The 18,361-nt window shown below is 59.0% G+C and carries 17 protein-coding genes and 1 riboswitch; of the genes, 6 read left to right on the forward strand and 11 right to left on the reverse strand.

Going from position 1 to position 18,361, the window contains the following annotated elements:
* Positions 1 to 33: 33 nt before the first annotated feature.
* Positions 34 to 1,128 carry a cobalt-precorrin-5B (C(1))-methyltransferase gene (locus PSQ90_RS03755; RefSeq protein WP_282212102.1) on the forward strand — a complete coding sequence of 365 codons (1,095 nt, stop codon included), beginning with the start codon at positions 34 to 36 and terminating at the stop codon, positions 1,126 to 1,128.
* Positions 1,129 to 1,845 carry a cobalt-precorrin-6A reductase gene (locus PSQ90_RS03760; RefSeq protein WP_282212103.1) on the forward strand — a complete coding sequence of 239 codons (717 nt, stop codon included), beginning with the start codon at positions 1,129 to 1,131 and terminating at the stop codon, positions 1,843 to 1,845. It abuts the gene before it with no gap.
* Here PSQ90_RS03760 and cobM read toward each other — a convergent pair.
* From cobM to PSQ90_RS03790, 6 genes are read right to left on the reverse strand one after another with little or no spacing between them, the layout of a single operon-like run.
* Positions 1,842 to 2,627, reverse strand: a complete 786-nt coding sequence (gene cobM / locus PSQ90_RS03765) for a precorrin-4 C(11)-methyltransferase (RefSeq protein ID WP_282212104.1) — start codon at positions 2,625 to 2,627, stop codon at positions 1,842 to 1,844. The genes PSQ90_RS03760 and cobM overlap by 4 nt on opposite strands.
* Positions 2,624 to 4,351 carry a precorrin-3B C(17)-methyltransferase gene (cobJ, locus tag PSQ90_RS03770; RefSeq protein WP_282212105.1) on the reverse strand — a complete coding sequence of 576 codons (1,728 nt, stop codon included), beginning with the start codon at positions 4,349 to 4,351 and terminating at the stop codon, positions 2,624 to 2,626. Before cobJ ends, cobM begins: the two co-directional genes overlap by 4 nt.
* A gap of 11 nt (positions 4,352 to 4,362) precedes the next feature.
* Entirely contained in the window at positions 4,363 to 5,067 is a 705-nt protein-coding gene (gene cobI, locus PSQ90_RS03775; RefSeq protein WP_282212106.1) for a precorrin-2 C(20)-methyltransferase, read from the reverse strand.
* The gene (gene cbiE, locus PSQ90_RS03780) at positions 5,064 to 6,257 is read right to left on the reverse strand and encodes a precorrin-6y C5,15-methyltransferase (decarboxylating) subunit CbiE (protein WP_282212107.1); all 1,194 of its coding nucleotides are present in this window, start codon (positions 6,255 to 6,257) and stop codon (positions 5,064 to 5,066) included. Before cbiE ends, cobI begins: the two co-directional genes overlap by 4 nt.
* On the reverse strand, positions 6,254 to 6,883 hold the full coding sequence (locus PSQ90_RS03785; protein WP_282212108.1) for a precorrin-8X methylmutase: 630 nt from the start codon (positions 6,881 to 6,883) through the stop codon (positions 6,254 to 6,256). The genes cbiE and PSQ90_RS03785 overlap by 4 nt, the downstream gene beginning before the upstream one ends.
* Positions 6,884 to 6,887: 4 nt before the next feature.
* Entirely contained in the window at positions 6,888 to 8,081 is a 1,194-nt protein-coding gene (locus tag PSQ90_RS03790) for a sirohydrochlorin chelatase (RefSeq protein WP_282212109.1), read from the reverse strand.
* 291 nt (positions 8,082 to 8,372) lie between these two features.
* Between PSQ90_RS03790 and PSQ90_RS03795 the strand changes: the two genes are divergently transcribed.
* On the forward strand, positions 8,373 to 9,287 hold the full coding sequence (locus tag PSQ90_RS03795; RefSeq protein ID WP_407648159.1) for a cation diffusion facilitator family transporter: 915 nt from the start codon (positions 8,373 to 8,375) through the stop codon (positions 9,285 to 9,287).
* A 43-nt stretch (positions 9,288 to 9,330) separates the two neighbouring features.
* Entirely contained in the window at positions 9,331 to 9,816 is a 486-nt protein-coding gene (locus PSQ90_RS03800) for a hypothetical protein (protein WP_282212111.1), read from the forward strand.
* Positions 9,817 to 9,830: 14 nt separating this feature from the next.
* Here the strand turns inward: PSQ90_RS03800 and cobO are convergent, their stop codons facing one another.
* From cobO to PSQ90_RS03825, 5 genes are read right to left on the reverse strand one after another with little or no spacing between them, the layout of a single operon-like run.
* Positions 9,831 to 10,469: a cob(I)yrinic acid a,c-diamide adenosyltransferase gene (gene cobO, locus PSQ90_RS03805; protein WP_282212978.1), complete on the reverse strand. Its 639-nt coding sequence runs from the start codon at positions 10,467 to 10,469 to the stop codon at positions 9,831 to 9,833.
* A gap of 7 nt (positions 10,470 to 10,476) precedes the next feature.
* Positions 10,477 to 14,214, reverse strand: coding sequence for a cobaltochelatase subunit CobN (gene cobN, locus PSQ90_RS03810; RefSeq protein ID WP_282212112.1), 3,738 nt, complete (start codon positions 14,212 to 14,214; stop codon positions 10,477 to 10,479).
* The gene (cobW, locus tag PSQ90_RS03815; RefSeq protein WP_282212113.1) at positions 14,214 to 15,257 is read right to left on the reverse strand and encodes a cobalamin biosynthesis protein CobW; all 1,044 of its coding nucleotides are present in this window, start codon (positions 15,255 to 15,257) and stop codon (positions 14,214 to 14,216) included. Before cobW ends, cobN begins: the two co-directional genes overlap by 1 nt.
* On the reverse strand, positions 15,254 to 16,027 hold the full coding sequence (locus PSQ90_RS03820) for a CbtA family protein (RefSeq protein ID WP_282212114.1): 774 nt from the start codon (positions 16,025 to 16,027) through the stop codon (positions 15,254 to 15,256). Before PSQ90_RS03820 ends, cobW begins: the two co-directional genes overlap by 4 nt.
* Positions 16,028 to 16,065: 38 nt before the next feature.
* On the reverse strand, positions 16,066 to 16,248 hold the full coding sequence (locus tag PSQ90_RS03825; protein ID WP_282212115.1) for a CbtB domain-containing protein: 183 nt from the start codon (positions 16,246 to 16,248) through the stop codon (positions 16,066 to 16,068).
* Between the two features lie 39 nt (positions 16,249 to 16,287).
* A riboswitch (cobalamin riboswitch) is annotated at positions 16,288 to 16,500 on the reverse strand.
* A gap of 223 nt (positions 16,501 to 16,723) precedes the next feature.
* Here PSQ90_RS03825 and aztA point away from each other — a divergent pair.
* Complete coding sequence (aztA, locus tag PSQ90_RS03830) at positions 16,724 to 17,491, forward strand: zinc ABC transporter ATP-binding protein AztA (RefSeq protein WP_407648196.1); 768 nt, start codon at positions 16,724 to 16,726, stop codon at positions 17,489 to 17,491.
* Positions 17,488 to 18,360: a zinc ABC transporter permease AztB gene (gene aztB / locus PSQ90_RS03835; protein WP_282212117.1), complete on the forward strand. Its 873-nt coding sequence runs from the start codon at positions 17,488 to 17,490 to the stop codon at positions 18,358 to 18,360. Before aztA ends, aztB begins: the two co-directional genes overlap by 4 nt.
* Position 18,361 lies beyond the last annotated feature (1 nt).

Below are 18,361 nucleotides of genomic sequence, written 5' to 3' on the forward strand. Positions count from 1 at the left end.
CCTGTTCGGGATCAGCTTATATAGGTCTTTGCCATGAGTGAAACCGTTGATCAGCACCTGCCCCACGCAAAGTCGCTCAGACGCGGTTGGACAACAGGTGCCTGTGCCACTGCGGCGACAAAATCTGCCCTGACGGCACTTCTAGGGAGTGGCTTTGTTGACCCTGTGGTGATTACGCTGCCCGGTGGCCAACAGCCTGCCTTTGCGCTGGCGCACGAGACGGCGGGCGAGGGTTTTGCCGAAGCCGGGATTATCAAGGATGCGGGGGATGATCCCGACGTTACCCATGGCGCGTTGGTTACGGTGCGGGTTGAACAAGGTCCGGTCGGTAGCGGCGTGCAATTCAGGGCGGGCAAGGGCGTTGGCATTGTTACCAAGCCGGGGTTGCCGCTGGCGGTTGGTGAACCGGCAATCAATCCGGCCCCGCGCTCGATGATGACTGGCGTTGTTGACGAGGTGGCAGCCGAATTTGGGGTCGCCGCCGATTTTGCCATTACCATTTCGGTGCGTGATGGCGAACAATTGGCAGAAAGAACATGGAATCCGCGCCTCGGCATATTGGGCGGCCTATCGATCCTGGGGACGACCGGCATTGTTATTCCCTATTCATGCGCGGCATGGATTCATTCGATTCATCGCGGCATTGACGTCGCGCGGGCGATGGGGTTGAACCACGTTGTTGGCTCAACCGGCGATCTGTCCGAAAAAGCCGCACAGGCGCACCTAGGATTACCAATAGAGGCCTATCTCGATATGGGCGATTTTGCGGGTGGGCTGTTGAAATATTTGAAGCAACATCCGGTGGAACGGCTGACCATTGCCGGGGGCTTTGCCAAACTGGTCAAGCTTGCCCAAGGCTCGCTCGATTTGCATTCGGCGCGCTCGAGCGTGGAATTGGCCGGCCTGGCGGCAATGTTGGCCGAATTGGGCGCAAACGCGGCACTTTTGGCGAAAGTGCCGACGGCAAACACCGCCAACGAGGTTCTGGGCATGGCAAATGAACTGGGACTGGCCAATGCCGTCGCCCGCGCTGCCAAAGCAAAGGTTGAAAAAACGCTTGGTGCATCTGGCGTTGCGGTAAGCATTTTGGTGGTTGACCGCGCCGGTGCGATTGTAGGCGAAGCGTAGATGAAAATTCTGATCCTTGGCGGTACAGGCGAAGCGCGGGCGTTGGCTGAAGCCCTGATTGGGCTGCGCCACGATGTAACGACGGCGTTGGCCGGGCGGACCCAATCGCCGTTGCCAATACCAGGCAATATTCGAACCGGGGGTTTTGGTGGAGCCGAAGGACTTCGAGAGTTCATCGTTTCGGAAGGGTTCGACCACATTTTTGATGCGACACACCCCTATGCCGAGCAGATTTCGCGCAATGCAATTTTGGCCACGCAGAGCGCGGGGCGACCACTGGTTCGGTTGTTGCGCCCAGCCTGGGAGGAACAACCCGGAGCCGACTGGTTGCGGGTCGCGGACGCGGGAGCCGCGGCTGTCAGTTTGCCGAGCGGTGCAATGGCGCTGCTGACAACAGGGCATCGGGGACTTGAAGATTTTCTGTCACGCGAGAATTGCATGTTCGTCCTGCGCTTGATTGAAAAACCAGAGGCCGTGCTTCCAGACAATGTGCGGCTCGTCATCGCACGACCGCCCTACTCGGTCGAAGAAGAGAGTGCGCTGATGCGAACCCATGCGATTACGCATCTGGTAACCAAGAACTCGGGTGGTGCGCAAACAACGGCGAAGCTGGTCGCCGCGCAAAGGCTAGGGGTCAAGATCGTAGTGATCGACCGACCGCAATACGATCCCGGCGTGGAGGTCACGAACGTAGCCGACGCGTTGAAAGCTCTCTAGCCGGCCAGTTTTGCCTTTTTCTTTTTGCCAACATTGCGTAGCACATGGGCAAACTGGGCGTCGTAGAGTTTTGAATCCTTGAACCGGGTTTGCCCGAACACCTGCCCGACGAAAATCAGCGCCGTTCGGGTGATTTTCTCCTCACGAACCCGCCCGCGCATTTCCGCCAGCGTCGTCACAATGATTTCTTCATCGGGCCACGTGGCGCGATAAATGATGATGACCGGGCAGTCGGGTCCATAGTGAGGCGTCAAGGCGGTTTCGACGTAGGCCAGATTGCGGATCGAAAGGTGGATCGCAAGGGTTGCCTTTGCTGCACCCAAAAGTTCGAGCCGCTCACCCTCGGGCACCGAAGAAGCCTTGCCCGATGTGCGTGTCAGAATAATGGTCTGGGCGATTTCAGGTAGCGTCAATTCGGTTTGCAGACGGGCCGCGGCACCGGCAAAGGCGGGAACACCCGGTACCACTTCATAGTCAATCCGCAAGGCATCCAGTCGACGCATTTGCTCGGCTACGGCACCATAAATCGAAGGGTCACCGGAGTGCACGCGAGCAATGTCCTGCCCTGCCTCATGGGCTAGGCGCATGTCTTCAATTATCTGATCAAGATGCATCGGCGCCGTATCCTTGATCAGCGCGCCCTTTGGAGCCGAGGCGACGATTTCAGGCGGCACGAGCGAACCCGCATATAGACAGACGGGACAGCGCTCGATCAGTCGCTGGCCACGCAGCGTAATCAGATCGGCTGCGCCCGGGCCGGCACCAATGAAATAGACGGTCATGACTGGCTCTTTCGTTCGTAGCCGCGCGGCGTATAGGCATAGGTCTGGCCATTGCCGCGTTTAAGGGCGCGGGAGGTGGATGCGCCAAACAGCACAATTGTCAGCATGTCGACTTCGCTCGGATCAAAGGTGCCAAGCGTCGTGACGCGCACATTTTCCTCTGGACGCCCGACACTGGTGCCGATGACGACCGGGGTATCCGAAGGACGGTGATCGAGATAGATGGCTTTGGCCAGTTCGATCAGATCGGTGCGTCGTTTAGAGCGCGGATTGTAAAACGCCGTCACAAAATCGCCCTCTGCGGCAGCGTGCAGGCGTTTGATGATATCTTCGCGCGGCGTCAGAAGATCAGAAAGGGAAATGGCGCAAAAATCGTGTCCGAGCAGAGCGCCAGCTGTAGCAGAAGCCGATTGGAGCGCTGATATTCCGGGGTGGCTGGCGACGCCGACGCGACACGCGGCATCGGACAACGCGCGAGCGCCGGTTACATCGAGCAGTTCGTAAACGAGCGCCGCCATCGCGTATATTTGAGCGTCGCCGGAACAAACCAACGCCACTATCTTGCCCGTCGCAGCCAATTCCAGAGCATGGCGAACGCGCGGTTCCTCATCGCCTAACGGGAAGCGATGTTGGTGCTGATGATCGTGTAAATCAGCGATCAGATCGAGGTAGAGGCCGTAACCAACCCAGTCGGACGCGGCGTCGAGCGCTGAGACTGCCGACGCGGTGCGCGAAATGGCTTCGCCCGGACCAATTCCAACGATATGCAACTGGCCGGGGGCGCGGCCAAATTGTTCAACCGTGATTGGTGATGGAGCCTTGCCAATGGCGCAGGTGGCGCGCTTTGATTTCTGTTTTGGCACGAGCAAGACACCTGCCTTGAGCGCCGCAGCCTCGGAAACACCGGGCGTGCCGGTTTCGGCGGCTACAATGGCGGAAGGGGTAACCAGCCGATCGCTTTCCGCGTTGAGGTCAGCGGCTGAGAACACCCGCAGCGGCACCCCAAAATGAGTGGCGGCGGTGTGAAGGGCCGCTTCATCGGCCTTGAGATCAATGCTGGCGATGGCGGCAAGCGATAACGGGGTCAGTCCAGCGGTGGCCAAGGTTTTTTCGATCAGACCGATAAGTTCGGATGGATCGGTTCCCCGTTCGCAACCAACCCCGGCGATGAGTATTTTGGGGTGGATTACCAGCCCTGCCCCGCCATTTTTTTCCGTAATCGTGATCGCGACTGTGCCCGACTGTGAGACCGGATAACCCGCTGCGGCAAGCCAGGGCGCGTCACCGGTCAGAGTGATAGCTTCCCCTTCGAGCACAGAGATCATGGCGGATTTTGCCGCAAGAGGATCGGCGATAACATAGCCCTCTGGCGGCTCATCCAGTCCGCGTGAAAATCTGGCGTCCGAAGCGGTGGTCAGCGCTGCAGTGCCCCCCAAGGCGCTCGCCAAATGCCGCGCCAGTTGATTGGCACCATGGTGACCGCCCAATAGGGGAACAATGTGAGTGCCGTCGGCGCTGACGGCAAGTACCGGCGGTTCGTCGTGTTTGTCGCTGATAAGGTCGGCAAGAAGGCGGATCAGGATACCGGCGGCGCAAACACCGATAATCGGGGTTCCAGAGGCGAACAGGCGCGGTAAGGCCGTCTTGCCGTCGGCTATGACAGTGCTGCCGGTGATGGCCGCAATTGCATTGGCCGTGGCGGCACCAGCGCTAGAAAAGGTCAATATGGCGGGTTTCAAGATTTGGACCAGGCTTCCTCTCCGGCTGAGCAGAGAATGATCGAGAAATAGGGGCGCGTGTCGTGCGCGAAATCGGAGAGTTTGGTGATGCGCTGGTTCTGGCCCGTGGCAAATTCGACAACGACGGCATTTTGAGCATGCCCTGTGGCTTCCAGAAGCCCCCGAATGCGGTCGAAATGGCGCCCCACCTTGATGATCGCGGCAGCGGGCGTTGTGCCGAGTTCGGCTTTCAAACGTTCATCGGGCAAGGGGGCGGGCAGGATTTTCAACGTCTCGTTTCGGGCGGCCAGCGGCCGGACAATGGCCGCCGCGGCTGCCGTTAGCGACGTTATGCCGGGGACCACGGCAACCGGTGCGTCAATTCGGTCAAGCAGATACATGGCCGAGCCATAAAACAGGGGATCGCCTTCGCAGAGATAGGCGACGTCGCACCCGGCATCGAGCTGCAGTTGAATGGCGCGGGCACCGATATCGTAGGCCGCTTGTGCTGGGGCACGGTCCAGACGCATTGGCAAGCTGACGGGTATCAGTTTCGCATTGGGGTTGATGTGTCTACGCGCAATCTCAAGCGCCATGGCACCTTGGTTTTCGGTCGCCGGGTAAGCAATTACCGGCACTTTCGCAAGCAGCCGCGCCGCCTTGAGTGTTAGCAGTTCAGGATCGCCCGGTCCCGTGCCGATCAGATACATGGTGCCGGTCATGGTTTTGTCACTAGATATTGGGTGACGGCCATGCGCGGGCGAAGGACGCGGTGGCGACCGATTTGATCGAGCACAGCGGTTTCAATACGCACAATGTCACCGCCAAGGCTGAGCTGGCGCTCAAACAATGCCACCTCCCCTTCAACTGTCACGGCATTGGCAAGCAATCGACCGCCGGGGCGCAGCGCTTCCCAACAGCCATCAAACAGCGCGCGATTGCCAACGTCGCCGCCTAGGAAGATGGCGTCTGGCATTGGCTTTCCATTAAGATTGGACAAGGCATCGCCGGACTCAATTCGCAATTGCGGCGTCCCGAGCGCTTCGGCGTTGGTAGCGATCAGTTGCAAACGAGTTGCTGATTTTTCAAAGGCGATTGCCTGACAGTCGCGCGCACTCCTGAGCCATTCGATGGCAATTGAACCGCACCCTGCGCCGACGTCCCAAAGCATGGCGCAGGGAAAGGGTGCGAGCTTGGCAAGGCTTGCAGCGCGAACCTCACGCTTGGTCAATTGACCATCTGAAACAAAGGCCTGATCGGGTAAACCTGGCACCGAAGGTAGCAAAGCGGCACCATCGCTGGCGACACAATCAATGGCCAGGACGTAAAAGTCGCCAATGGTGGCCGCCTCGAAATGTTCGGCATCGGCGTGTGAAATGCGCTCATTGGCGGCGCCCAGATTTTCCAGAGCCGTCATCAATGAGGCACCATAACCGCGATCGACGAGAATTTCGGCAACGCTGTTGGCGGTACTTCGGTCGCTGGTCAATGCCAGAATTCTGTTGCCGGGCTGAATATGGGCGTGAATGATTTCGGACGGACGCCCATGAAGCGAGATTGTTGCGACGTGCTGAAGCGGCCAGAGCAGTCGCGCCGCCGCGAGTTGGAATGCCGATGGATGGGTATGGATGGCAATCTCGTCGCGTCCATAGCGCTTGGCCAGCGTGGCGCCAATGCCAAACCACATTGGATCGCCGGTGGCCAGAATAAGTGTCGGTTTACCGCGCTGGGCATCAATCTGGTCCAGCATGGCGGACAATGGCGACTGCCATGGTACGTGACGAGGGTCGCCATCGGCGAAGCGCGGCGGCCCTATGATGGTATCTGCGGCAGCAACAATCGCTTGCACGCCAGGCGGTAAGTTAGCAAGACCATGCTCCCCCACCCCAACGATATCCAGCCATTTACTCATTCGTCGTTGGCCAATTTCGCAATGGCGTTGAACGCCGCACTGGTGATGGCCGAGCCTCCACGCCGTCCCCGCACGGTTACAAAGGGTATGCCAGCTGCAGTCGTAGCCAGCAGCGCCTTGCTTTCGGTCGCGCCGACAAAGCCCACGGGCGCTGCGATAATGGCGGCGGGGCGGTCGGCACCAGCAGCGATCATATCGAGCAGGTGAAATAGCGCAGTCGGCGCGTTACCGATCACAATAATGGCGCCCGCCAGCCGGTCCTGCCATAATTCCACGGCGGCCGCGGAACGTGTGGTTTTGAGCGATTCGGCCATTTTTTCAGTGAGTGGATCGTTGAGTGTCACCACAAGATCGTTGGCTTTGGCCAGGAATTTGGTGATGATACCAGCGCGGACCATTTCACAATCACACAATATCGGTTTTTCAGCGTCGAGCGCTTTGGCAACAGCCTCGACCAGATCATCTGACCCGATTATGTCGTCGGCCAGATCGACCATGCCGCAGGCGTGAATCATGCGGATGGCGACGGGGCGAAGAGTGGGCGGCAAGACTGACAGGTTCGCCTCATGCTCGATCGTGGCAAAGCTTTGAGCGTAAATACCGACGGGGTCACGCATATATTGCATTCGCCTACCCCTTATTGCCCTGGCTCTGGGCAAGTTTGCCCTGAATCTTGGGCAGGGTTACCGGCCCTAGCGGATGGTTTGCATGCGGATAGGGATGGTGATGGTGATCTCCATGATCGTGACTGTGGCCAGCTTTCCTGTTGAGCAAAACGTGATCATGACTGTGACTGTGAGCATGGTCACCATGAGGCTCGTGGCTATGGAGTGGGGTCCATGGCAGATCATGAGTTTTGCAAAAGGCCTCATCGCGGCAGGAGGCGTCGCAATCGCCGCCACAGGGGCAGTTTTCCAGTCCGCCACCGACGCCTTCTACATGATGGTGGTGACTTTCCTGGGCCATGCCGATCTCGGCCTCAAAACCCAGCACCTGCTCACGGTATTTGCACATGGCACAATTCATCAGGTTCTGGCCGACCAGCATTTCATCAAGCCGCTCAACGAAAGTGTCGATGACCAGGGGGTGGTCGTTCAAATAGGGCGCATTGAGGATTTCAACGTCGGGAAATTTGGCCTGCGCCTCTTCGGCAGCGGCATAGATGCGGTTGACCAGAACGCCGGTGAACAGGAAATAGGGAAAGACAATGATGCGGCGGTAGCCAAGCTTTACTGCGTGGTCGAGCGCAGGGGTAACCAGAGGAAAAGTGACGCCTGAATAGCTGACCTCGCCCCAGCCAAAACCCATCCCTTCCCAGATCATGCGCATGACTTTAGCGACATTTGAATTGGCATCGGGATCGGATGATCCGCGCCCTACCACCATCAACAGGGTTTCGTGTCGATCAATGGTTTGGTCAGGTGCGGTTGCAATTGCCTCTTCTATGCGCTCACCGGCGGCGCGGATCATCTTGAGATCGACGCCCAACTCGCGGCCATAGGTAATGTCAAAATCGTCGTGGCTGGCGGCGTATGTGTTCAGAACAGACGGGATGTCGTTTTTCGCGTGGCCAGCGGCAAACAGCATGCCAGGGACAGCGAGAACTTTCTTGACGCCTTGCTCACGTAACCGGTCTAGCCCCAGATGAATGACGGGATTGGCAAATTCGAGATAGCCGTACTCGACTGGAATGCCCGGCAATCTCTCGCGCAAGCGCTCGGCTAGATTGGCGAATTCGCCGACGGCCAGCTGATTTCGACTGCCATGGCCACACAGCATAATGCCGGTTTGGGGTGGCAAGGAGAACGGGGTTGAAGTGGTCATGATCGCCTCTTGGTTTGAATCAAAGAGGCAGGTTCGCAAAAAACCGTAGCAGCTCCGGACTTGGTCCCCGATTTGGGTCGACCGCACCGAACTCTGTTTCAGTTCCTGTGGGGAACGCTGCGCTGGCGCTGGTTCTATTGCGCCAGAACTGCGTGGTCAATCAAAGGCTTGCATGAATCGGTAACATCAATCGCCGCTTTTGAAAATCAATTGCAATAACAATGACTTGCCTATGTCACCCGCAATTGTTATGCCCGCCATCCGGTCTCGGGTGATACTTCTGGCCAGACAATGGGGCGACATTTGGCGGACAATTCGGCACGGCAGACCTTGATCGTTGCGGGCATCAGCCTTGCGATAGGGCTAATTGTGCTTGCCCTCAAAATATGGGCTTGGCGCATCACGGGGTCGATCGCGCTTTATTCGGATGCGCTGGAATCGGTAGTGAATGTCGTGACGGCGATAACGGCAATCGTGGCCGTACGCTTGGCCCAAAAGCCCGCTGACGCAGCCCTGCCCTATGGCTATCATAAGGCCGAATATTTCTCCGCTGTCATCGTCGGCGTCATGATCATTGTCGCGGCAATCCTGATTTTTCGCGAAGCTATTCTTGGTTTCTTCACGCCTGAGTTCACCAGCGCGCCGCTCAATGGCCTGTTAATCAGTGCCAGCGCCACCACGCTCAATGGCCTCTGGGGAATTGCGCTATTGCGCTATGCACGCAAGGTGCGCTCGCCAGCACTTCGCGCCGATGCCAAACATCTGTTTACCGATGTAGTTTCGACCGCCGGTGTGTTGATTGGTCTGGCGCTGGTAGTTGTTACCGGCTGGACTATTCTTGATCCGATACTCGCGGCCCTTGTGGCGCTCAATATTCTCTGGTCTGGATGGGGCGTAATCCGGGATAGCGTCGGTGGGCTGATGGATGTAGCAACGCCACCCTCGACCCTCAAGACCATTCGCGATGTCATCGCCAGCAACGCCGACGGTGCCCTTGAAGCACACGATATTCGGACACGGCAAGCGGGTCGACTGACCTTTATCGAGTTTCACCTGGTGGTTCCGGGTATCATGAGCGTTGAGGACGCCCACAATATTTGTGACCGGGTTGAAGCGGAACTGCGAAGAGCGGTTGAGGATGTGCAGATTACCATCCATGTCGAACCCGAAGACAAGGCCAAGCACTCGGGCATTGTTGTGGTCTAGCCGCGCCGCGCTTGCCTGCATTGGCAAGCACAGGCACATTGGCTTGATGAGAGCCCTTGTCTTAGTTGTGATGCTGGTTTGCGCCATACCTGCTTTGGCAAGCGATTGGGGGTATTATTCCAACGCCAGGTTTGGCTACGGCATTGATATTCCCCCCGACTTTACTGGTTTGGGCGAAAGTGACAATGGCGACGGGCAGCGTTTCGAGCGGACGGGCCGTGCCCAAATCCTCGTTGTATGGGGAGGCAATGCGCTCGCCGGTTTTGGGGTGGAGACGGCCGAACGCATCGGTTATCTCGCGCCAAAAGGCTGGAATGTTACCTATCAGGCGACGACGCCTACTTGGGCCAGCTTTTCGGCCGTTGCGGGGCAGCGCGTCTTGTACCAGCGGATGATCGCCTTATGCGGTGGCCAGCAGTACGCTGCGTTTCAGCTAAAATATTCGATGATCGACATCGCCAAAATGAATGCCGTCGTCGAGCAGCTGGTCGCCTCATTGTCAGCGGAAACGTCGCGAAACTGCCAATAACTACTGCCAGCTTGTTAGAATTCAATGCCAGCCTGCGCTTTGACGCCAGCACGGAACGGATGCTTGATTTCGGTCATTTCGGTGACCAGATCGGCAATTTCGATCAACTCGTCCTTGGCGTTTCGGCCCGTGACAATGACGTGGGTATCGCGTGGCTTGTTCCTGAGCACCTCGACGACTTCATCAAGCGGCAGATAGTCGTAACGCAGGCAAATGTTGAGTTCATCAAGCATCACCATCTTGTAACTGGGGTCGCCAATCATCTCTTTGGCCTGTTTCCAGGCGGCGGCAGCGGCGGCGAGGTCGCGCTGTCGGTCCTGAGTGTCCCAGGTAAAGCCCTCTCCCATGGCACGAATGGTCACAAGATCTTGAAATTTTTCTAAAATATCGCGTTCACCGGTGCCCCATGCGCCCTTGACGAATTGGACAACGCCGACCTTGAATCCGTGACCGATGGCGCGGAAGACCATGCCGAAGGCGGCGGTCGACTTGCCTTTGCCCTTGCCCGTGTGGACGATCAGCAAGCCGCGTTCTTCGGTCTTGGTGGCCAGCATGCGGGTGCGCGCTTCCTTCTTTTTACGCATCTTTTCAGCATGATAGGCGTCGCGCTCGGCTTCGGTCATCAGGTCGGTTTTCTTGGGGCGGTCAGACATGGGGCGGTCAGACATGGGGGGTCTCCTCGAGAAGAGCGTAGGCGGAGTTGGAGCGGGGTGTCCAGAGGCCGCGGGCAAGGGCTTCGCGGAATTTTTCAAGTAATTCGTCATAGCCGAAGCTATTGTTTTTTTTGATGAAATTACGTGTGTTCTCGTCCTCCACGAAGGCTTCGAAGGCGAGATCGAAATGGTGAGTTTTGACAGCGCCGGTCGTTGCGGCGAAGGCGAACATGTAATCGACGGTGGCGATGATTTCGAAGGCGCCCTTATAACCGTGACGGCGTAAGCCATTGATCCACTTCGGGTTTACGACGCGCGACCGCATGACCTTGGCAATTTCCTCGGTTAGCGTTCGCGTTAACACATGCTCAGGGCGTGAGTGATCGTTGTGGTAGACGGCAGGTTGGCTTCCGGAAAGGGTTTCGGCGGTGACAGCGAGCCCACCTTCGAACTGATAATAGTCGTCGCTATCAAGCAAATCGTGCTCGCGATTGTCCTGATTGTGCACGACGGCATCAATGTTGGAGAGGCGCGCGGCAAAGCGGTCGCGTTCGGGAGTGCCCGCGGCCTTGGCGCCGTAGGCGTACTGCCCCCAGTTCAGGAAGGCGTCGGCCAGATTGGCCTTGGTTTGCCAGTGACCAGAATCTATCAATGCCTGAAGGCCGGCACCGTAAGCACCTGGTTTTGAACCGAAAATGCGATGACCGGCCGCGAGGGCGGCATCCGCCTCGCTCGAGCCAGAGGCCATTAAACCCAGAGCATCGGCGCGCATAAGGGCGGCGATGGGGTTTTGATCATCGGGCTCGTCCAAGGCACCAACGGCCCGGATGGCACGGTCGAAAAGGGCGATCTGGGCCGGGAAGGCATCGCGGAAAAAGCCTGAAATTCTAAGGGTTACGTCAATGCGGGGACGACCCAACTTCGCCAAGGGAATTATTTCATAACCCGAGACGCGGAGGGAGGATGGGTCCCATTTCGGTTTGGCACCGATAAAGGCCATGGCCTGGGCAATATCGTCGCCGCCAGTGCGCATATTGGCGGTGCCCCAGACTGAGAGCGCCAGCGATTTAAGGTACACGCCATGGTCTTGAAAATGGCGCAGGATGGTGTTTTCAGCCGATTGGCGACCCAACTCCCAAGCGGTTGGCGTTGGCACGGCGCGGTTGTCGAGCGAATAGAAATTTCGGCCCGTTGGCAGCACGTCGAGACGACCGCGCGAGGGCGCGCCGGAGGGACCGGGGGCGATGAATTTTCCATCGAGACCGTCAATCAAGGCCTTGATTTCATTAGGACCGCTAGCGGCAAGGCGGGGGCGAATGGTGGTTTGGATGGTTTGTAGAACCGCCTTGGTGGCGGTCCATTCCGGTTCTGGGGATGTGCCTGAAACAAGGCTTGCGGCAAGGGTTTCGAGCACCTCGACCATGTCACCGTTGGTGCGCACGTCGGTTAGCACCGTGTTAGCGTTGAGTGTCACCTGGGGACCACGCCATGGAGAACCGAGCTTTGCGCTCAGTGCATCGAAGCCCAATTTCAGATCATCGGCCAAGGCGCGAATGATGGATGCCTCGCCGCCGCCATTATCCCCGCGCGGAACACGCGCCAGTGCCACGATCAGATCGCGCTCCAAATCGCCGGTGGGCGACTGGCCAAAAACATGCAGACCGTCGCGGATTTGGGCTTCCTTGAGATCGCAAAGGAAATTGTCGATTTCGGCTAGCGCGGCGTCGGGATCGTCCGGCAAGGCGATGTCGCGATCAAGGCGAGTGTCGCGCGTGAAATCGAGAATACGACGCTTGAGATCATTGAGGCGTCGGCGGTCCATACCGGAAGCGGCGTAGTATTCGTCGAGCAACGCTTCGAGGTCTTTGAGGGGGCCATAGGTTTCGGCGCGGGTCAGCGGGGGCACCAGATGATCAATAATGGTAGCGCCCGTTCGACGCTTGGCCTGAGTGCCCTCGCCGGGATCATTGACGATGAATGGATAGACGTGGGGCAATTGGCTCCAGAGCGCGTCGGGGTAGCTGGTTTCATCAAGCGCCGTCGCCTTGCCGGGAAGCCATTCGAGATTGCCGTGCTTGCCATTGTGAATGAGGGCATGGGCGGCGAACTCGTGGCGCAACCAGAGATAGGCGGCAAGGTAAGCGTGGGGCGGCACCAGATCGGGATCGTGGTAGCTGGCGGTGTCGTCGCGATCATAGCCGCGGGCGGGCTGCAGCAGGACTGTGAGATTGCCAAAGATCAGAGCCGGTAGATGGAAGATGTCGCCGCGCAGGAACGGGTCGGCTTCGGGTTGGCCCCAGCGGGTGGTGACTTCCGTTCGGATTTTTTCGGGCAGCGCAGCGAAGAGCGTATTGTAGCGGGCAAGGGTCAGTTGGGCCTTGCTGGTGCCGCGCTGCGGGTTGGCATTGGTGGGCCCCGATTGCAGGGCCTCGATCAGCGCATTGCCGTTTTCAGGAACGCTGAGAGCGTAGCCTTCAGTTTTGAGGACCTTGAGAATTTCAACGGTTGACTGCGGCGCGTCATAACCGACGCCATTGGCAATGCGACCATCGCGGATGGGGTAATTGGCAAGCACAAGGCCGATCTTGCGCTGGGCACGTGGCGTTGCGCGCAGGCGGGCATAGTTCTGGGCCAGCGTTGTGGCGCGGGCGATGCCGGATAGATCGGGGGCATAGGCCGAAAGCGGGCATTGGGTGCGACCGTGCCAAAGAGCCTGTTGCTTGTGGCCGACGAGAATGTCGCCAATGCGGCCATCCAGTTCGGGCAAGACGATCTGCATCGCCAGATCCTTGGCGGACAGGCCTTGCGGGTCGGCCTGATATTGCTCGACCGGTCGCCCGCCCTGCAGCAATTGTATGATGGGCGCGTCGGTGCCTGAGAAGGGATTGGCTTTGGCTTCGAGCCCGTCCAACCCCAGTGCGAAACCAGTCAGATTAAGGATGGCGGCGGGCGGGAAGGCTTTGAGTGCTGACTGGACGAACCGAACGCACGCGGCTTCCTTGAGCGATGAGATTACCAGCGGGACCGGCGCGAGATCGGCAGCTTCGAGCGCTGCGATCAGCGCTTCGAGCGTTGCTGTGCCCGCCCCTTCCAGTGCTGCACGATAGAACAGGATGGGGATGTTGGTTGGCGTTTTGCGATTGTGATGGGCGCGCAGCAGGGATTCGTCGGTGATGCCGAGCCGGGGGTGCCAGAGGCCAAACCGTGCAAAGGGCGATGGTGCATTGTTAAGCTGCGGCGAAATTTCCGTGTCGCGCTGGTGTGGCGCGGCGAGTTGATGGAGCGCTGCAAGGAGCCTATCGGCGTTGTCGGGACCGCCAGCGGTGAAAAGCGCGTGCAGGGATGTCCAATCATCAGGGTTGACGGTGGAGCGGTCGCGCAATATCGGGTCGGGGTTGGCGTCACCGGGAAGCAACGCCAGGGGGATTTTATGATTGGCGCAGATGGCGGTCAATTCGTCGACGCCATATTGCCAATAGGCAGCGCCGCCCAAAAGGCGGACAAGGACGATTTTGGCATGGCGCACAGTTTGCTCAAGCCAGAGATCTACTGAATAGTTGTGCGAGAGGCGCAGCGTATTGGCGAGGCGCAATTGCGTTTCGCCCGCCCGATCGGCGGCGCCTGCCAGCATCGCCAGTTCGCTATCGGCGGCGGAGGCAAAGATCAACGCGCCCGGCGTCTGTGCCAGGTCGATGGCTTCTCCGTCCTGCTGGATGGCGCCAGCCTGGGCCGAAAGCAGATGCATCAGACCGCCGCACCGTTAAGGCTTGCGGTGATGGCTGCGTGATCGAGCGGTTGTTCGCCAATGACGACCAGAGCGGTTTCCCGCACCTCGCCTTCGGCCCATGGCCGGTCGAAATAGGCGGTGACGCGGGGGCCGACTGCCTGAATGGAGAGGCGTGCGGGCGAACCGTCGATGGCGGCAAAGCCCTTGAGGCGCAACACGTCATGGGTGCGAATGGTCGTTTCGATAGTGGCCAACAGCTGATCCTTTCCCGAAATCTTTGGCATGCGGATGGAAAAACTGTCGAAATCATCATGCTCGTGGCCTTCACCATCATGCTCGAGTTCATGATGGCTCTGGCGCTGCTCGATATTGTCTTCGGTGGACAGGCCGAGGCCAAGCAGGGCGCCGAGATCAACATGGCCATTTTGGGCGTGGATGATGCCGGTGCCAGGACGCAGTTCAGCACGGAGGGCCGTTTCAATGGTGGCCAATTGTTCAGCTGTCACCAGATCTGTCTTGTTGAGAACAATCAGATCGGCGGCGGTCAGCTGGTCTTCAAAAAGTTCGCCCAATGGGGTTTCGTGGTCGAGCATGGCATCGGCCTGCCGCTGGGCATCAACGGCGGCTTCGTTTGAGGCAAAGCGACCTTCGGCCAGAGCGGCGGCATCGGCAACGGTGACCACAGCATCGACCGTGACGCGGGATTTGATTTCGGGCCAGTTGAAGGCACGGATCAAGGGCTGGGGCAGCGCCAGACCAGAGGTTTCGATAATGATGTGGTCAAAGGTGTCGGGCCGGTCGAGCAATTGGGTCATGGTGGGAATGAAATCTTCGGCCACGGTGCAGCAAATGCAGCCATTGGCCAACTCGACCATATCCTCTTCGCGGCAGGTTTCATCACCACAGCCAGCCAGGACTGCCTTGTCGACGCCAATATCGCCAAATTCATTGATGATCAGCGCGATGCGCTTGCCTTTTGCGTGGCTGAGCAAATGACGCACCAGTGTGGTTTTGCCGGCGCCGAGGAAGCCGGTGATGACGGTGGTTGGGATCTTGCTCATAGAGTGGCGCTCCGGGTTGCGGGGGCAGTATTTTGAAAGACCTGGTTGAAATAACCGATCAACGGGCCGACGAGCAGCCAGAAGAGGGCCGAGACAGTCAGGGCCGAGGCCGCAAAGGCGGTGGCCAGATGCGCAGGCACGACGCTCGGCTCGTCGGGGGCAACGGGGGCTCCGATGACATGAGGTGCCAAAAGCAGGAATGTCCCAATAGCAAAACTGACCGGATTGGGCCGTTTGGCGATCAACAGGAAGGCGCCAGCGCTGGCGATTGCGGTGCCCCACCACCAGAGCTGGCGAGCGCCAAGGTCGGCGGCGGCCATGCCGGGTAATTCGGGCGGCAGGCCAAAGGCAGGGGCAAGCTGGAAGGCAATCCACCCCCCAAGGCCCCAAAGTAGGCCGTTGCGCGGAGTGATGTCGATTTTTACCACGATGGCAGTGGCTACCAGCAGGAAGGCAAAGGCGATTGAGCCCAGCACATCGGCCAGCACCGTATAGAGGGCGCGTTCGAGCCCATCCTGTGGCGTCCACGCATTTTCGTCGTGGGCATGAGTGGGAGCCACTGTTGTGGGGACAGCATCGTCGTGTGCCGGGGTGCCGGGGGCATGTTCATGGGCCACGACGGCATGATCGTGGACCTGTTCGGTCGCCTCAAAGGTTTCGGCCTGTAGGATCAGGGGCACGACCTTCCATTGCTGGAAGGCGGACATGACAAGGCCTGCTGCGAGTCCGGCAAGGACCGCAGCGAAAAAAATTCGCTGAAACAATTGCATTTTATTCTCTCGGGCCGCTCAGCGGCATTCCAAAATGGCTAGTGGCAGGGAAAACCCATGGCATGGCGGGTATCGTGTGCGCCATTATGCAGGGCCATATCGCTGGCAAAACCGACGCCATAAAGCATGGTCAGGCCCAAAAACAGGGCAAGACCGGCCGCGATGGCGCGCTGGGAAATGGAAAGAGAGGCAAGAGTGGTCGTCTGGGTCGTGGTATTCAAAGCAACACCCTCCGTGTGCATGTGACAATATGGGCGACAAGCCCCTGATCCGTGCTGGCAGGTCTCCTGACTCGCGGTGGATACAGCTCCCCTCGCCTTCCCGGCCAATCGGCCAGTGGCATGTGAGAAAAGCGCACCGCTTACAGTTGCGGGGGCAGTCCCGGTTTTGGCCCCTGATGGGTAATCCGCACCGTGTTCCCTTTTGATCCTGTTGCCACCTGGGCGCGAGGAACCATCACTCCTTTGGTTTGGCATGGCGCGAAGGTCAGGTCAATGCAGTTGGCCGCTGACGATGGATTGACGGCGTGAATGTTATTACGTTACATGTAACTGTATTACATAGCGTTCGGCTTTGACGACCCGTGAGTGAATTAATGCGAAAAGTGAGTTTGGCGCGACTAAGCGCCGGGGTACGCGTCGGGCTGGTGCTGGTACCGATTGCGCTGATCTGGGTGATTGTGGGCTGGCTGGTGCAATCGTGAGCGCGATAATCAAGCTGGACAATCTGACGCTGGGATATGACGGGCACCCGGCGGTGCACCATGTCAGCGGTACGTTTGAACAGGGATCAATGACGGCTGTGGTGGGGCCGAACGGCTCGGGCAAATCGACGTTACTCAAGGCAATCGCCGGGGTGATAAAGCCACTGGACGGCAGCATCATCCGGGGCTCGGACTGGCGACAGGGCATGGCATATCTGCCGCAAAGCGCCGAGATTGACCGCAGCTTTCCAGCGGACGTTACCGATCTGGTGGCGCTGGGCCTCTGGAAGCAGCGCGGACTGTTTGGCGGGATCAGCCGTGCGGATGCGGAACGGCTCGAGGCGGCATTGCAGGCGGTGGGGCTGGCCGGGTTTGAGCGGCGCGGCATTGATACATTGTCGGGTGGACAATTGCAGCGGGCGCTATTTGCGCGGGTGCTGTTGCAGGACGCCAAGGTGATTTTGCTCGACGAGCCGTTTACCGCCATCGACGAGAGGACCGTGAGCGATCTGATCGGTTTGGTGCGGCGCTGGCATGGCGAGGGGCGCACGGTGATCGCCGTGCTGCACGATGCTGAAATGGTGCGGCAGGTGTTTCCTCAAACGCTGCTTTTGGCGCGTGAACTGATCGACTGGGGGCCGACTGAAGCGGTCATGACGCGTGAAAATCTGCGCCGGTCGCGCGGCATGACCGAGGCCTGGGACGAGCACGCGCCCTGGCACGAGGATGGGCACAACCACGGCCATGAGGCGGCGCAATGAGTTTTTATCAGCTATTGATTGAGCCGTTTGCCCAATATGGCTTTATGGGGCGGGCGCTGGCCGGGGCGATGATCCTGACGCTGAGTGCGGGGCCGGTGGGGGTGTTCTTGACGCTGCGGCGGATGAGCCTGACCGGGGACGCGATGGCGCATGCGATTTTGCCCGGTGCGGCGGCGGGGTTTTTGATCTCAGGACTGGCTATCCTGCCGATGACGCTGGGCGGGTTTGCGGCGGGGTTGATCGTGGCTCTGCTGGCGGGGCTCGTGGCGCGATTCAGCATTCAGCGCGAGGATTCCAGCCTTGCGGCGTTTTACCTGATTTCGCTGGCGCTGGGGGTGATGCTGGTCAGTTTGCGCGGGTCAAATGTTGATCTGATGCATGTGCTGTTTGGCACGGTTTTGGCGCTCAACAATGATGCGCTGATCATGATCGGGGCGATCGTCAGCATCTCGCTTGTCGGGCTGGCGCTGATCTGGCGGGCGTTGGTGGCGGAGTGCCTTGATCCAAGCTTCCTGCGCAGCGTCTCGCGGGCCGGACATCCGGTGCATCTGGTGTTTTTGGGGCTGGTGGTTTTGAACCTGGTTGGCGGGTTTCAGGCGCTAGGCACATTATTGGCCGTGGGGTTGATGATGTTGCCGGCGGCGGCGGCGCGGTTCTGGGTGCGCGGGCTTGAGGCGATGTGCGGGCTGGCAATCGGCATCGGGGCGGTATCGAGCTATTTCGGCCTGCTGATTTCCTATCATTTGAGTGTGGCGTCGGGTCCGGCGATCATTCTGGTGGCGGGTTTAATATATGCCGCGTCACTGATTTTCGGGCGGCGAGGCGTGGTGTTTTCAAGGCTGCATTCGCGGCGTCACAGGATTGCGTAAA

Origin of the sequence: Devosia rhodophyticola (genome assembly GCF_028816475.1) — a bacterium.
Lineage (GTDB): Bacteria > Pseudomonadota > Alphaproteobacteria > Rhizobiales > Devosiaceae > Devosia > Devosia rhodophyticola.

Excerpts from the sequence above, each read along its gene's own strand:
- cobO (WP_282212978.1), bottom strand. The coding sequence starts at position 10,469 with ATGTCTGACCGCCCCAAGAAAACCGACCTGATGACCGAAGCCGAGCGC.
- aztB (WP_282212117.1), top strand. The coding sequence starts at position 17,488 with ATGAGTTTTTATCAGCTATTGATTGAGCCGTTTGCCCAATATGGCTTT.
- PSQ90_RS03755 (WP_282212102.1), top strand. The coding sequence starts at position 34 with ATGAGTGAAACCGTTGATCAGCACCTGCCCCACGCAAAGTCGCTCAGA.
- PSQ90_RS03760 (WP_282212103.1), top strand. The coding sequence starts at position 1,129 with ATGAAAATTCTGATCCTTGGCGGTACAGGCGAAGCGCGGGCGTTGGCT.
- cobW (WP_282212113.1), bottom strand. The coding sequence starts at position 15,257 with ATGAGCAAGATCCCAACCACCGTCATCACCGGCTTCCTCGGCGCCGGC.
- PSQ90_RS03790 (WP_282212109.1), bottom strand. The coding sequence starts at position 8,081 with ATGACCACTTCAACCCCGTTCTCCTTGCCACCCCAAACCGGCATTATG.
- cobN (WP_282212112.1), bottom strand. The coding sequence starts at position 14,214 with ATGCATCTGCTTTCGGCCCAGGCTGGCGCCATCCAGCAGGACGGAGAA.
- PSQ90_RS03795 (WP_407648159.1), top strand. The coding sequence starts at position 8,373 with ATGGGGCGACATTTGGCGGACAATTCGGCACGGCAGACCTTGATCGTT.
- cobM (WP_282212104.1), bottom strand. The coding sequence starts at position 2,627 with ATGACCGTCTATTTCATTGGTGCCGGCCCGGGCGCAGCCGATCTGATT.
- cobI (WP_282212106.1), bottom strand. The coding sequence starts at position 5,067 with ATGACCGGCACCATGTATCTGATCGGCACGGGACCGGGCGATCCTGAA.
- cbiE (WP_282212107.1), bottom strand. The coding sequence starts at position 6,257 with ATGAGTAAATGGCTGGATATCGTTGGGGTGGGGGAGCATGGTCTTGCT.
- PSQ90_RS03820 (WP_282212114.1), bottom strand. The coding sequence starts at position 16,027 with ATGCAATTGTTTCAGCGAATTTTTTTCGCTGCGGTCCTTGCCGGACTC.
- PSQ90_RS03785 (WP_282212108.1), bottom strand. The coding sequence starts at position 6,883 with ATGCAATATATGCGTGACCCCGTCGGTATTTACGCTCAAAGCTTTGCC.